At 59.9% G+C, this 14783-nt stretch carries 9 protein-coding genes; 1 reads left to right on the top strand and 8 read right to left on the bottom strand.

The features are described 5' to 3' along the window. Positions 1-33: 33 nt before the first annotated feature. The 5 genes from H7A77_RS08680 to H7A77_RS08660 all read right to left on the bottom strand — a co-directional run bounded on the left by H7A77_RS08680 (position 34) and on the right by H7A77_RS08660 (position 8577). Positions 34-771: a tryptophan 2,3-dioxygenase family protein gene (locus tag H7A77_RS08680; RefSeq protein WP_042783814.1), complete on the bottom strand. Its 738-nt coding sequence runs from the start codon at positions 769-771 to the stop codon at positions 34-36. Beyond that, positions 768-1580, bottom strand: a complete 813-nt coding sequence (locus tag H7A77_RS08675) for a cyclase family protein (RefSeq protein ID WP_108680252.1) — start codon at positions 1578-1580, stop codon at positions 768-770. Before H7A77_RS08675 ends, H7A77_RS08680 begins: the two co-directional genes overlap by 4 nt. Next, positions 1567-7275 carry a non-ribosomal peptide synthetase gene (locus tag H7A77_RS08670; protein WP_182074064.1) on the bottom strand — a complete coding sequence of 1903 codons (5709 nt, stop codon included), beginning with the start codon at positions 7273-7275 and terminating at the stop codon, positions 1567-1569. Before H7A77_RS08670 ends, H7A77_RS08675 begins: the two co-directional genes overlap by 14 nt. A gap of 68 nt (positions 7276-7343) precedes the next feature. Beyond that, complete coding sequence (locus tag H7A77_RS08665; protein WP_117188073.1) at positions 7344-8279, bottom strand: diiron oxygenase; 936 nt, start codon at positions 8277-8279, stop codon at positions 7344-7346. A 13-nt stretch (positions 8280-8292) separates the two neighbouring features. Then, the gene (locus H7A77_RS08660) at positions 8293-8577 is read right to left on the bottom strand and encodes a 2Fe-2S iron-sulfur cluster binding domain-containing protein (protein WP_071845084.1); all 285 of its coding nucleotides are present in this window, start codon (positions 8575-8577) and stop codon (positions 8293-8295) included. A gap of 354 nt (positions 8578-8931) precedes the next feature. Between H7A77_RS08660 and dacB the strand changes: the two genes are divergently transcribed. Further along, positions 8932-10398 carry a D-alanyl-D-alanine carboxypeptidase/D-alanyl-D-alanine-endopeptidase gene (dacB, locus tag H7A77_RS08655; RefSeq protein ID WP_182074063.1) on the top strand — a complete coding sequence of 489 codons (1467 nt, stop codon included), beginning with the start codon at positions 8932-8934 and terminating at the stop codon, positions 10396-10398. 10 nt (positions 10399-10408) lie between these two features. Here the strand turns inward: dacB and ybaK are convergent, their stop codons facing one another. The 3 genes from ybaK to copA form a co-directional block, all read right to left on the bottom strand. After that, on the bottom strand, positions 10409-10888 hold the full coding sequence (gene ybaK, locus H7A77_RS08650) for a Cys-tRNA(Pro)/Cys-tRNA(Cys) deacylase YbaK (protein ID WP_004940240.1): 480 nt from the start codon (positions 10886-10888) through the stop codon (positions 10409-10411). Positions 10889-11116: 228 nt separating this feature from the next. Continuing rightward, positions 11117-11923 (bottom strand): TraB/GumN family protein, encoded by an 807-nt coding sequence (locus H7A77_RS08645; RefSeq protein ID WP_033651122.1) that lies wholly within the window; start codon positions 11921-11923, stop codon positions 11117-11119. A gap of 133 nt (positions 11924-12056) precedes the next feature. Further along, entirely contained in the window at positions 12057-14768 is a 2712-nt protein-coding gene (copA, locus tag H7A77_RS08640; protein ID WP_182074062.1) for a copper-exporting P-type ATPase CopA, read from the bottom strand. Between the last annotated feature and the right edge of the window lie 15 nt (positions 14769-14783).

The raw sequence follows: 14783 nt of genomic DNA, 5'->3' as shown, positions 1-14783 counted from the left end.
AAGCCTGAGCTTCCTTGGCGTTAAGGAACGCATTCAGTTGATGGCGTTCCACAATTCATCGAAGATCGGCGTGAACAGCGTAGATTTCAGATAGTCTGAACCCGATGAACCGCCGGTACCTTTCCGCTGCCCGATAGTACGTTCCACCAGTTTCACATGGCGATAACGCCACTCCTGCAGCAGTGAATCCAAATCCAGCAGTTGATTGAGCAGCAGCGACTCGCAGCTCGAACGCGTCAGCGATTGCCTGATGATGTCGTCGAAGCCTTGCGCCGCCTGATTGGGCTGATCATTGAGACGCATCAGATGGCCGCGTATTGCCTGCCATAGTGAAACCGGTTGGATGATAGCCGCCAATCGGCGCTGTGCCTCTTCATCACCCTGATACTGCTGTAGTTTTTTCGGATTTTCCTTGCCGAGCAGCGCTTCTATGCCGGCGAACTGGTAGGATTGAAAACCGCTGGCGGTGCCGAGATAGCTGCGAAAACGCTGGAATTCGTGAAACTTCAGCGTGCAAATCACGGCGATCTGATTCACCACGGTTTGGGTAATGGCATTGACGCGCGTCATCGTTTCGATCGCCGCCGGTATATCTCCTTCTTCGATCTGCGCGATCGCCAGATGAAGCTCATCGATCAGCTGCTTGAACCAGAGCTCGTAGGTTTGATGAGTGATGATAAACAAGTTTTCATTGCGGTGTTCCGCAGACGGCGAGGCTGGCTGTTGCAGCGACAGCAGTTGGTTTAGCTGCAGATAGCTGGCGTAATTCATGATGTCACTTTCCCTGTAGAAAACGAAAATAAGATGGGTCGGCTGGGAAGGGCATCCCCGCTCAGATCCGGCAGTTGAATGGTCAGAAAATAGTGTCCCGCCGTGGCCTGCGCGGGAACCTGAATCAGCTCGGTCACGGAGGCGTATTTGCGCCCTTCTTGCGGCCTGTCGGGGGCCTCAAGCCCCCAAAAACGTCGATGGTTGTCCATGCGTCCGCCGTCGTATAGACGGTCGATCGACGGAATGTCCACCAACAGATGCTGGACGCCGAGTTCGACGATGCGCGCCAAGGCTTGATGGCTGAAGTAGGGCGCGCAGGACGCGGCGCGGAATTCGCTCGGCGCCTCGACCGCAATCACCAAAGCCTGCAGGTAGTCGCCCGACAACGGCGCCAACGCGTCATCGAGCGCCGCCCGGGTAATCAGCCAATCTTCACAGGCAGCGCTGGCGTTATAGCTCTCCACGGTCGCGTCCGCTCGCTGCGGCCTGATGCGAATCAGGGTGGCGGCGATGAACGGTTCAAGCGGCAAGTCAGCCACGTTGCGCGTTTCAGGAAGAATATGGCCGATGCATTCGGTGTGCGTACCATGGCAGTGCGGCACCAGGCTGATGCGCTCGGCGTTGCAGACCCCGCCATGACGCACGTTGGCGACGGTATCGCCGTAACTCAGCGGCGCCGAGTCGGCGGGGGCCACACCATAAAGGTTGGTTGGGTTATCGGCGAAGTCCAGCCTGGCCGAGAGCCGCAGCGGCTCTCGGTGGTCAAGGTGATGACAACGCCCTTGGTGGTACACCTCAATGCGTTTCATCGGCGACCTCGGCAGTTTTGCTCAAGGCCAGCGCGGTAAGTTCGCGGATCTGGCTGTGCATGATGAATTCGCGGATAGTCAGCGAGACGCCCATCTGTTGACGAATGGCGTGCAGCAGCTGCGGGATCTGCAGTGAATTTCCACCCAGGCTGAAGAAGCTGTCGCAGACGCTGATCTGCGTCTGTGACAATACTTGTTGCCAGATATGCTGCATGGCGCTTTCCGCCTCATTGGCCGCGGGCGTGTAGTCCGCTTCGGAAGCCGAGTAGCGGGTTTCCGGCGCCGGTAGCCGACGGATGTCGATTTTGTTGTTGTTGGTGAGCGGGAAGGCCGACAGCACCACAAAACCGGACGGGATCATGATATTCGGCAAACGGGCTTTCAGCGCCGTGCGTACCGCTTTTTCATTCAGCTCTTCGCCCGACGTTAACTGCAGGTAGCTGACGATGCGGGCCTGCTGGCCTTCACCGACAATTAAACTGAGTGACCGCTCGATATTGTCGAGGGACGATAGACTGAGATCGATTTCGCTCAACTCAATACGGTGGCCGCGAATTTTGACCTGGTGATCGTTCCGGCCGAGATACTCCAGCTGCCCCTGTCGATTAAAACGCACAATGTCGCCGGTGCGGTACATATAGCGCTCGGCGCCGAACGCCTGACGCCGTAGAAAGACCTTATCGCTCAGCGTCGGGTTGCGCCAATACCCCGGCGATACCCCTGCGCCGCCCAGCCACAGCTCACCAAATGCGCCGCTTGGCAGCGGGTTGCCGGCCTGATCCATGACCAGAACCTCAGTCGCCTGGATCGGCGTGCCGATACAGTCGCTTGCGCCTTCGTGAGTCAGATCGGCGCAGGTCGACCAGATGGTGGTTTCCGTCGGGCCATACACCTGCAGCACCCGTGTCGCGATACGTCGCAATTGCGTCAACAGGGCCGCCGGCATTTTCTCGCCGCCGCATAGCACGGTCAGGGGGCGTTGGCTCGCCGCCGGCAGGTGGTGGACGATGGTACTCCAGACGGTAGGTGTTGCTTGAATCACGCTGGGCTGCTGTCGCTCGATAAAGTGATACAGCTTGACCGGATCCATGGCGGTTTCTCGTGGACACAGCGTGACGTGCGCGCCGCCGGCCAGCGAGCAGAACAGTTCCAACCCAAAAATATCGAAACTGATGCTGGTCAGGCTGAGCACCTTATCGCGCGCGCTCAGCGCCAGCCGCCCGACGAAGTCGTTGGTGAAATTGTTCAGGTTGCCATGCGTGATCATCACCCCTTTGGGGTTACCGGTTGAGCCTGAGGTGTACATGATGTAGGCCAGCGTATCGTCGGCTGGGATCGGCAACGCGTCGGCCGCTGCAGGATGAGAAACCAGCGAGTCGAAACCGACGGCGGGACTGGCCCAACCTTGCTCTGGCTCACCATCGGTCACCAGCAACCGGGCTTGCGCGTTCTCGATCATGTAGCTCACGCGGTCGGCCGGGTAGTGTACGTCAATCGGCACGTAGTGTTTGCCGGCTCTCAGCACGCCGAGCAGGAGCACGGCGACGTGGCAACTTTTCTCCATCATGACGCCGACCGAGAAAGGCCGGCTGTCGATGCGCAGCAATGCATGCGCGACGCGCTCAGACTGCGCCCACAGCTGACGGTAGCTGTACTGTTGCCGTTCGCAGCTGACGGCGAGGCTGTCAGGCTGAGTATGTGCCAACCGGCCAATGTGCATCAGCAGCGAGTCACGTGAACCTGCGTCGGCGTTGACGGCCAACTGTTGCAGCCACTGTTGTTCCCGTTCGCATAGCGGGTTGAGGGCAAGCTGCGCCGTATTGGCCGGCAGGGTGAGCAGTTGCCGCAGCGTTTGCTGATAGTTGTCCAACAGCATTTGCATGCTGGCGGGATAAAACAGTTCGCTGGCGTAATCGAGCTCGATGGTGACGGCGTCCTGTTCCACACTGAAGTTCCAGGTCATATCGAACATCGAGAAGCCGGACGAAAGCGGCAAGCGATGCAGCGTGCAATCGCGCAGGTTTTGTTGGCATACGTCACCGGCGTTCTGCAGGATAGCCATGATCTGGAATAACGGATTTTTATTCGACATCCGTTCGTATTCGATCTGGTGCAAGATCCGGTCGAAGGAGAGCTGCTGATGCTGGTAGGCGCCGATGCAGGTTTCCATCATGTTACCGATCAGTCCGGCCAGGGTGTCCTGTTCGCTCAGTTGGATACGCAGCGGTACGGTATTGACGTGGAAGCCGCTGACCTGCGCCTGATCCAGGTTATCCCGCGCTGCGATGGCGGTGCCGATGACGATATCCTGCTGCTGGGTATAACGGCTGAGCAGCAAACTTAATGCCGCGCAGAGCAAGGCGAAAGGCGTGGCGCCCAGCGCTTTGCCCCGTGACGCCAGCAGACCGGCTACGTCAGGCTGCAGCTGATAATGGATGCGCTCTCCGGCGTGCGTCGGCATTAGCGGGCGCGGTTTATCCAGCGGGAAGTCCAGTTCGCGGCAGTCTTGCAGTTGCTGTTGCCAATAAGCAACATCCGCCGGCGCAGGTGACGCGATGCCGCTATTGACGATGTCGATAGTTTGAATCTGCGGTTGCGGTGCGTCTAAGCCGTGGTGATCGTCGAGCTCGTTATAGCGCTGCCACAGATCGTTAAGGATCAGTTGTTCGCTCCAGGCATCGGTAATAATGTTGTGTTTTACCCAAATCAAAACATGGTGCTGCTGATGATACTGGACCAGCCGAAGCACCAGCGGCGGACGAGCGGTGATGTCGAAAGGCGTGGCACACAGTTGGCGCACCCACTTTTCTGCCGACAGCGTTTGGCCGTCCACCCAGTGATCGGCAAGGCGAATCGGGGTATGTGGTTCTGCCAACTGATAGGCGACACCGTCGGTTTCGGTGAAACGAGTGCGCAGGCTTTCATGTTTTTCATAAATAAAATTGATCGCCTGCTCAAAGCGGCCCAGATCAAGCGGGCCCTGGATGTCTATCGCCAGCGGCAGGTTGTAACTGCAGTCGTCAGGATTCAATGCGCTCAGGTACCAAAGCAGGTTCTGCTGTGGGCTAAGCGGCGCGCGGCGTTCGTCGCAGATCGCGATGGCGCGCTCCGCGGCAACGGCCTTATTCTCGATATATTCGGCCAGTTTGCGCACCGTATTGTGGCGGAACAGATCGGCGATGCTCAGATGGCAGCAAAGATCGCGTGCGACGAGCGCGACGATTTTGCTCATGGTCAGCGAGTGCGCGCCCAGGTTGATGAACTCCTGGGTGACGTCGGCTTGCGGACAGCCGATCGCGTTGGCCACGATGCGCTCGAGAATGGCCTCCGTTTCGGTTTCCGGCGGCGTCAAGCGCTCATTCCGCTCATCCAGTGGCCATTTTTCCAACTGTTGGCGGGCGATCTTGCCATTGATGGTCAGCGGCAGCGCCGGCAAGAAAATAAAGACGCTGGGGATCGCGGCGGGGTGGAGCTGTGTGACCAACGCGTGGCGCAGCGCGTCGATCGTCAGCTCAGGCGAAGCGGGTTGCACGAAGGCGGCGAGAATTTTGCCCGAGGGCTGGCTGCGAGCGACCACGCAGGCGCTTTCAACCAGTGGATGACTGCGGACGGCGCTTTCCACTTCTCCCATCTCGATGCGCACTCCGCGTATCTTCACCTGGTGATCACGGCGGCCGACGAAAATAATGTTGCCCTGTTCGTCCCATTTGGCGATGTCGCCGGTTCGATAAAGACGCTCTTCGGCCGCCATATACGGCAGCCGACAGATAATGAACTTCTCTGCGCTCAGCGCCTCTTGATGCAGGTAACCGTGCGCCAGGCCGCTGCCGGCGATGCACAGTTCGCCCTCAAAACCGACCGGCAGTGGATTATGGTGGAGATCAAGGATGTGGCAACGGTAGTTTTTCAGCGGTTTGCCAATGCAGTTCCAGGGAACGCCGGGACGATACTCGCACAGCGAAGTGGCAATGGAAGCCTCGGTCGGCCCGTAACCGTTGCACAATCGGGTGCGCTCGGCCCACCAGGCGACGACGTCTGCAGGCGGGGCGTCTCCCATGACGATCATCGTCCGCAGTCCCGGCCACATTTCGCGGGGCAACAATTCCAGAATTGCCGGCGTAATAGTGATATGGCCGATATCGTGTTGAGTCAGATAGTCGTGCAGCGCGCCGACATCGGTATGCAGCTCCGAGGGCGCAAGATAAAGCGTCGCGCCGCTGACTAACGCGCCATAGACGTCCCAGCCGAAGGCGTCGAAACCCAGCGAGGCGATGGCCAGCACGCGGCTGCCTTGCGCCAGTCCTATGAAATCGCGGTGGTTTTGCGTCACGTTGCTCAGGCCTTCCCGCCCGATCATGACGCCTTTGGGCTTGCCTGTCGTCCCGGAGGTATAGCAGACGTAGGCCAGAGCGTCTCGCGATTGAGGGAGTTGCTCCGCATGGATGTTCAGCGAACGGTAATCAATGCTTGATGGCGCAATGCATGGCGCGTCGCCGGAGTGCAACGGCGAGTCGGCCAAAATCAGCGCGGGCTGTACGTCGTCAAGAATGCTTTGATTGCGTGCCGCTGGCGCCTGCGGGTCGAGCAGCACATAGGTTTTATTGCTTTTCAGTATCCCCAACAGCACGATCAGCAGCGTCGCTGACTTGTCCATCGAGACGGCGACGACCGAACTGGCGGCGCCGCTGTGTTCAAGCAGCCAACAGGCAAACTGATCCGAGGCGCGATCGATTTCTCCATAGCTGTATGTCTGGCCATCGGCATGCAGCGCGGCCTGTTGCGGATGAGCGGCGGCGGCGTGGCGGAACAAAGCGATGACGTCGTGCGCCAGGAGCTCGGCATCGTCGGTTGCGTTGAATTGGCTCAGGCGATGTAACGTGTGAGGTTGAGTAACAATGGGCGCGGCGATGGGATCGGCCGGATCTGCCAATAGCGCGTCAAGATAGTCGGTGAACGCGTTGAAACGCATGTCGTCGCCATACAGGGTAAGCTGAGTGCCGTCACCGCAAGCCGCTACGTCGACCATCACTCGTGGCTGGGCATAGCGTCCCTGTTTGAGCGCGCCGGTTTCATTAAAGAAGAAATGTTGCAGCTGTGCGGGGGACGTGATGTCCGCTACCGGCACCGTATGGAAGTCGGCGCCGGGTTGCCAGGTGAGATGGCAGAGATCGCTGCCGCAACGTCCCTGCATCTGATCGCCAAGACGCTCCATCAGCAATGCGGTCAATTCGCGCATGCGCGTCGGTGATTCGGCATAGTATTTACGCGCCAAGCGGTAGGGAAGTTCTTGTACCGGCGGTATACCGCCACGCGACAGCTCGACCACAATGTCGACAAGCCTTTCCTGCAGCAGGGGAAGTTGGGCGTCAGCGGCCATATCCGACAGCGCATCGCACAGATAAGCGGCCTGGCCGGCGGAGCTAAAGTACAGAGAGAAGTGTTCTTGGTTTTGCAGGGTGTCAATGTCGTTAATATTTTTTTTATTGGTTGCGAGCGTCAGCAGATTTTTTCCCTGCTGTTGCAGTCGTCGTATTGTTTCAGCGTTATTTTCAGTGGTGATAATAAGGTCGAGTTTTTCGGTTGGGCGGTGTTCGAGACTGATAAAGCTAACCTGATGGCCGTATTCCTGGATTTCGTCGGTTAATAATTTACCGCAGGCGCTGTCACCGAAATAGCCAATGTGAAGTAATTCCATTTTTGCTTCCTGAGAATAATGGTTTCCCTTGCGGAATATCAAAGGTGCTGGATTTTTATACCGGTTAATTAGATTTTTGCATGCAGCGCATCGGCGATAGGCAAATCAGCCAGAATGCCCGATTTATTCAGCGCCACCAACATTTGCTCCGTGACGATATTATTGGTTTCCCACGGTTTAACATGCGTTGCTGGATAAGTGTCTGCGATGATGTCGATAATTTCCGCTTCTGTCAGTCCGAGTTGGCGCAACATGCAGGCGCTGAAATCTTTGGCGATAGCGTCGGTTGCGTAGCCTTCCAGGAAAGCCAAAATCGGTTGTTGCAACGCTTGCTTGGTGGCCGCGTCGCTGTGGCGCCAGATATGGCTCAGCACCTGCTGTGAGAAGCGGGCATGGCGGCCTTCATCCGCAACGTGATCTTTCATCACCAGATAGAAGGTCGGGAAGATATCTTCGTTGTTGATCACATCGATCAGATCGGTCGTCAGCGCCTGCTCCGACAGGGACACGCAAACCAGTCGCAGCAGCTCGCGCAGCCGTTCGTCGCCCATTGCCAACGATTGCGCCAGGGCATAGGAGGCCTCGGTATCTTTTGGCATCGGCAGCGGCGCAATGGATGTCATCAGCTCTACCTGATTGATCAGATCCAGCGCCACCAGGGCGTGATAGGACTCATCCACGACCACGGTCAGCGCGTCTAAGCGCATTTCAAGCGGAAAGTCTACGCCGACCGCGTTTTTGTAGAGCTTGTAACTGGAATCATTGATGATATCCAACTCGATGTTGGCGATGCCATTCAGGTAATGGTAGAGGGTTTGTACCTGAATATAGCGCAAGGCTTGTTCACCGAGCGCGGCAACGCGCGGATGGAGGCACAGCGGCAGACGTTCGAGGGGGAAGAAAAGGGTTGATTGGCTGTCCTGTTCGTTGAGAAGGCGACGCGGGCGAGAGCGGACAATCGCGGCGCGATCCCATTTTTTCAACGTGGTTTCAATGAGGCTCATCGGTTAATCCTTATTAATAGAGTTCTATTTCAATATCCGATTGTGAATAGGCGCAGCAGGCCAGAATAATATTCTCTTCCAACTCCTCTTCGCATAAGGCACTCTGTTTTTCATGGCGTATATTTCCGCTGATTAGAAGTAATTTGCAACAGCCGCACCTCCCCTTTCGGCATAGGTTGGGAATGTCGATATTTAATCTTTCAAAGTTTTCAAGCAGCGACGTTTCAGGACAAAAGTCACCGATGCCCGCGCCATCAAAAATAACTTGATGACCATCGGGCCCTGTATTTGCAGACATGGCGTGTTATTCCCTATGGAAGTCAGTGAGTGAGATCACATTTTAAAATTCATATAAGTAAATTGTTATTAATAATAGGTTGTGAGTTTTAATGGGGAGTAACGATAGCTTTGGCTTTGTTTATTGTCAACACGACACATTAAAAACATTAACATTATATTAAAGGTTGTTTCACATAATATAGTTCATATTCAAACTTTATTGCCTGGATTGTTTAGCAATTCTTATTATTGCTTGTTTTATAATATCAATAGGCAAAAATCGTTGTTCAGTGAATGGAAAACAGGACGTCGCCGCCTTCCAATGATAGCCTGAGCGACAATTTGGTTTTGATAACGCAAACAGGAAGATGACATGTTGAAAACCGCAGGCTGGCTGCTGCCCGCCATCGTGGCGCTGGCGGGGTGTTCGTCATCCGGCGAACGTCATGGACAAACCCTCAGCCAGGCGCTGGCGGCCCTCGGCCAGGACAAGGCGTTGGCCGGGGCGTCGAACGGCGTGATGGTGCGCGATGCCGACAGCGGCAAGGTGCTGTATCAGGCGCACGCGGAGCAGCGTTTGGCGCCGGCTTCCAACATGAAGATCTTCACTTCTCTGGCGGCGTTCGGCGTGCTGGGGGCGGATTACCGGTTTGAAACCCGGCTGCTGACCGCCGGCGAGCAGCGCGGCGACACGTTGCGGGGAGATCTCTATCTGCAGGGCAGCGGCGATCCGACGCTGCATCCGGACGATCTCGACACCTTCGCCGCGGCGCTGGCGCAGCGCGGCATCCGTCATATACAGGGGCGGTTGTTGCTGGACGCCGGCGCCTTCGATCAAACGCCATTCGGTGCCGGCTGGAGCTGGGACGATGAACCCTTCGCCTTCGCTGCGCCGATCTCGGCGCTGAACTACGCTTTTACCCCCGGCGGCGATATCAACGTGGTGCAGGTGGATGTGCGGCCGGGCGCTCGCGCCGGCGCGCCGGGACGGGCGAGCTTCTATCCCGCCAATGACGCGGTGACGCTGGTCAATCGCACCACCACCGGCAGTCACACCGCGCTGACGTACGAGCGCCGGCCGGGCAGCAACCGGATCGTGGTCAGCGGCACCATCGCCGCGCAGGCGGAGGCCAGCTCGCGATTGATTACCGTCGATCAACCGGCCCTCGTCGTCGGCGCTTTATTGCAACATGCTCTGCGCGCGCACGGCATCACCCTGCGCGGCAACGCTGAAGAGGGCGTGACACCGGCCGGCGCACAGCTGCTGGCGCAAAAAACCTCGCCGCCGCTCTCCCGCCTGGTCGTCACCTTCCTGAAAGTGTCCAATAACGGCTACGGCGAGATATTGACCAAGGCGATGGGCCGCAAGACGCAGGGTAAAGGGGATTGGGCCGCCGGCCTTCAGGCGATAAACGGATTTGTGCAAAGCCAGGGCATCGCGGCCGACGCGTATCGCCAGGTGGACGGTTCAGGGCTGTCGCGCATGAACCAGATCACGCCGCAACAGCTGACGACGCTGCTGCTGGCGGCCAGAAAACAGCCGTGGTTCGCCGACTGGTATCGCGCCTTGCCCGTCGCGGGCGAGCCGGGGTTGCTGGTGGGCGGCACGCTGCGTAACCGCATGGTGAAAAGCGCGGCGGCGGGGCGCGCTCACGCCAAGAGCGGTTCCATGACCGGCGTATCGTCGCTCAGCGGCTATGTTGATTCGGCGACCGGGCGGCCGCTGGCGTTCGCCATCATCAGCAATAACTATCTGGTGCCCGGCGCGCAGGTGAAGGCGTTGGAGGACCGCCTGGTGGAAACGCTGGCGGCCTGTGACGCCACGGTGGTGTGCCGCTGAGTACGCGGCGTCAGTCGCGTTTGGCGATGTCGGCGAAGCTGCCGGCCAGCAGGCGGCACAGATCGGCGGCGGCCAGCTCAATATCCAGCCCGCGTTTGCCGCCGGAAACGTAAATGGTGGCGAACGCTTGCGCCGGGCTGTCGATCACCGTCGGCAGCCGTTTTTTCTGCCCCAGCGGGCTGATGCCGCCCACCAGATACCCGGTGACGCGCTGCGCCAGCTGCGGATCGGCCATCTCGGCCTTTTTGGCGCCGAGGGCGCGGGCAACCTTTTTCAGATCCAACTGGGTTGCGACCGGCGTGACCGCCACTGCCAGGTGTTTGGCGTCGCCGTTCAGCGCCACCAGCAAGGTTTTGTAAACCCGATCGGCATCCAGCCCCAGCTTTCTCACCGCCTCATCGCCGAAGTTGGTTTCGTCGCTGTCGTGGTGATAAGGATGGAGGGTGAAGGCGACCTTTTGTTTCTCAAGCAGAACGACTGCGGGCGTCATGATGTGTTGTCCAAAATGTCCCCGGCGGGGAAAGGGTGATAACCAGCCTTAAAAATACAAAAATCCAACCAGCCCGGCAACCTGAGCGGCTGTTACATAAAGCGGGTTGCCAAGATATTCACCGGGTTGCTACCCTGTTTACTGTAACCGTTAACACGGTTGCTATGCGTATAACTAGAATACAAGAAATTCCTCTTTGACTGGCCAATAGCGATATTGGCCACTTTTTTACCCCTGCGGCTGCAGCATCGCCGGCAGGTTATCCTCGCCATACAGGTGCAATGCGCCAACCGCCACCACATAGTCTCCGGCCGGCAGCGCCTCCAGCTGACGCCGCCAGTCGCGATTGCGTTGATGCATCAGCACGTCGTAAAGCCCGGCGCTGAAGGTGGCCGGCAGCGTGTCCAGCGTACCGCGCGGTTTGGCGTCCAGCCACCAGCTCACCATGGTTTGCAGCAGCCGCGCGTTGGTATGCCAATGCTCCAGCGTATCGCGCAGCAGCGCGATGCCGCCTTCCGGCAGCTGTTCCAGCATCGCCAACTGCTGCTGTGCCCCCTCGAGTTCGATCACCGGTTTGTCCTGCGCTCTGGCGGCCTGCAGCAGCTGATAATCTACGCCGTACTCTGCGCGCAGACCCAGCCGCTGGGCCTGCCGCGCCTGCATCATCAGCGCCACCTGCCAGCCGGGCAGGGTGGCGAAGGCGTGCGGATCGGCGCCCAGTTCGTGGCACAGCGCCAGCAGCTGTTGATATTCTTCGGCGGACAGGCGCTGTTCCAGTTCGGGCTGTTGCTCTGCGTGGTCGAAAGGGGAGGCGGTGCCGGTGATATCGGCTTCGACGATCAGCGCGTCGGCCTGTTGCAGCCGGGCGGCCAGCCGGGGCGGCAGCGGCGCCATATCGACGGTGCCCATATGGATGCTGCCCACCAGATGGAGCCGACGCTCGCCCGGCAGAGTGATGTCCAGCGCCGGATAAGCGTAACTTTTGGGCGAGATCAGGCCGAGAAAGGCGGCGAGGCGGCGTAACAGTTGACCCATACGGCGTGGCTCCTGAATAACGGGTGCGCGTTTTCGCGTGCAAGGCGAGGGAAAATCGTCATTCATGCTAAACGCTATCCGCCGCGCAGGGAAGCCCGGAAAACAGCGGGGCGCCTTGACGACGCCCCAGAGCTTACTTCCTGGGTTTAAAACGCAGCAGCCGGTTGGCGTTGCTGACCACGGTAATGGACGACAGCGCCATCGCCGCGCCCGCCACCACCGGGCTGAGCAGCGTGCCGGTCAGCGGATAGAGCACGCCGGCGGCGATCGGAATGCCCAGCGTATTGTAGATAAAGGCGCCGAACAGGTTCTGCTTCATGTTGCGCAGCGTGGCCTTCGACAGTTCCACCGCATCCGCCACCCCGTGCAGGCTGTGACGCATCAGGGTGATGGCGGCGGTCTCGATGGCGATGTCGCTGCCGCCGCCCATCGCGATGCCCACGTCGGCCTGCGCCAGCGCCGGGGCGTCGTTGATGCCGTCGCCGACCATTGCCACGCGTTGGCCCTGCGCCTGCAGCTGTTTGATCGCCGCCGCTTTGCCGTCCGGCAGCACGCCGGCAATCACCCGATCGATACCGGCCTCTTTGGCGATGGCGTTGGCGGTCACCGGGTTGTCGCCGGTCAGCATCACCAGCTGATATCCCTGCTGGTGCAGGCGCTGCAGCGCCGCTACGCTGTCCTCGCGCAGCGGATCGCGAATGGCGAACAGCGCAGCCGGTTTACCGTCAACGGCCAGCAGCACCGGCGTCACGCCGCGTTCGGCCTGGGCACGCATCGGCGCCTCCAGTTCGTCGGCCGCGACCTGATGTTGTTTCAGCAGCGCGGCGTTGCCCAGCAGCACCTGCACGCCGTCGATCTCCCCGCTGACGCCGGCGCCGCGCAGGGTGCGGAACTGCGCCACCTGCGGCAGCGTTTGCCCGGCGGCGCGTTCCATGATGGCGCGCGCCAGCGGGTGGTTGGAGCCTTGTTCCAGCGCGGCGGCCCAGCCGAGCGCCTGCTGTTCGCTGACCTGATTGAAGGTCAGGATCTCCACCACCTGCGGTTTCCCTTCCGTCAGGGTGCCGGTTTTATCGAACACCAGGGTGTCCAACTGGCTGGCCTGCTGCAGGGCGTCGGCGTCGCGCACCAGCACGCCGAATTCCGCCGCGCGGCCCACGCCGGAGATGATCGACATCGGCGTCGCCAATCCTAACGCACATGGGCAGGCGATGATCAGCACCGTGGTGGCGATCACCAGCGTATAGACCAGCTGCGGCTGCGGACCAAAGAAGTACCACACCGCCGCGCTGAACAGGGCGATCGCCACCACCGCCGGCACGAACACCGCCGAGACGCGGTCGGCCAGTTGGCCAATCGCCGGCTTACTGCTCTGCGCTTGACGCACCAGTTTGATGATGCGCGCCAGCGTGGTTTGGCTGCCGATGGCGGCGGCGCGGAACAGCACGCTGCCGTCGTCGACTACCGTCCCGGCATGCACCGTGTCGCCGGGGCCTTTTTGCTGCGGCACCGCTTCGCCGGTCAGCATCGCTTCATCGAGCCAGACTTCGCCCTGCACGATTTCACCGTCGACCGGCACGCGATCGCCGGTGGTCAGCCGCAGCGTCATGCCGAGCTGCACCTCCGCCAGCGGAATATCGCGCTCGCCGTCGTCAGTCACCAGCCGCGCGGTGGGCGGCGTCAGATCGAGCAGCCGCTCCAGCGCCTGCGAAGAACGCTGGCGGGCGCGCTGTTCCAGCGCATGGCCGAGGTTGATCAAACCGATGATCATCGCGCTGGCCTCGTAATAGAGGTGACGCGCCTCCATCGGGAAGAAATCGGGCCAAATGTTGACGGCGATCGAATAGAGCCAGGCGGCGCCGGTGCCGAGCGCCACCAGGGTATCCATGGTGGCGCTGCCGTTCATCAATGCGCGCCAGGCGTTGCGGTAGAAGTACCCGCCGGCGAACACCATCACCGCCAGGGTAATGACGCCGACCAGCAGCCAGGGGCGCTGGGTTTCCGGCGTCAGCGTCATGCTGCCGCCGAACAGCCCCCAGGCCATCAGTGGGATACCCAACGCCAGCCCCAGCGCCGCCTGCCAGCTAAAGCGCTTCATGTTGGCGCGTGCGGTCTGTTGCTGACGTTCGCGGCGTTCGGTTTCGTCCTGAATCATCTCGGCGCCGTAGCCGGCTTTTTCCACCGCCGCCACCAGCGCCTGCGCATCGGCGGCGCCGGTCACCAGCGCGCTGCGCTCCGCCAGGTTGACGCGCGCATGCTCCACGCCGGGAACGCTTTGCAGCGCCTGCTGCACCTTATTGACGCAGCTGGCGCAGGTCATGCCGCTGAGCAGCAGCTGTACGCTGTCGTCCGCGCTGTCGGTTGCCGGAAGAGAAGGCTGCGCCGCTGGCTGAACGTCCGGCAACGAAGGTGTTGCGTCAGTCAACGGCTCAGTTTTTGGGACGACGGCGCCCGCCACGCTGGCGTGATAACCGGCATGTTCCACCGCGGCGATCAGCGCCTGCGGATCGGCATCGCCGTACACTTTCGCGTTGTCGATCTCGACGTCGGCGGCGAACACCCCCGGCACCGCTTCCAGCGCCTTGCGGGTGCTGCCGACGCAGTGCATGCAGCTCAGGCCGCTCAGCTGCAATTCGGTGTCGGCGCGCGGCGCGACTTCGGCCTGATAGCCGGCGGCGATCACGCTGTCGATCAATGCGCTGTCCGGCGCTTCGCCGGTCACTTTGGCGTAATGGACGTTAACCTCCGCCTGTTCGACATCGCTGCGGCTTTCCAGGGCTTTTTTCACCCGCTGCGCGCAGTTCATGCAGGACAACCCCTGCAATGCCAGCATAGTGGTGTGTGACATGATTGAACTCCTTGC

The sequence above is a fragment of the Serratia sp. ME47 genome, from assembly GCF_903970925.1.
Taxonomy (GTDB): domain Bacteria; phylum Pseudomonadota; class Gammaproteobacteria; order Enterobacterales; family Enterobacteriaceae; genus Serratia; species Serratia ureilytica.
This window is presented reverse-complemented; position numbering and strand designations above follow the sequence as displayed.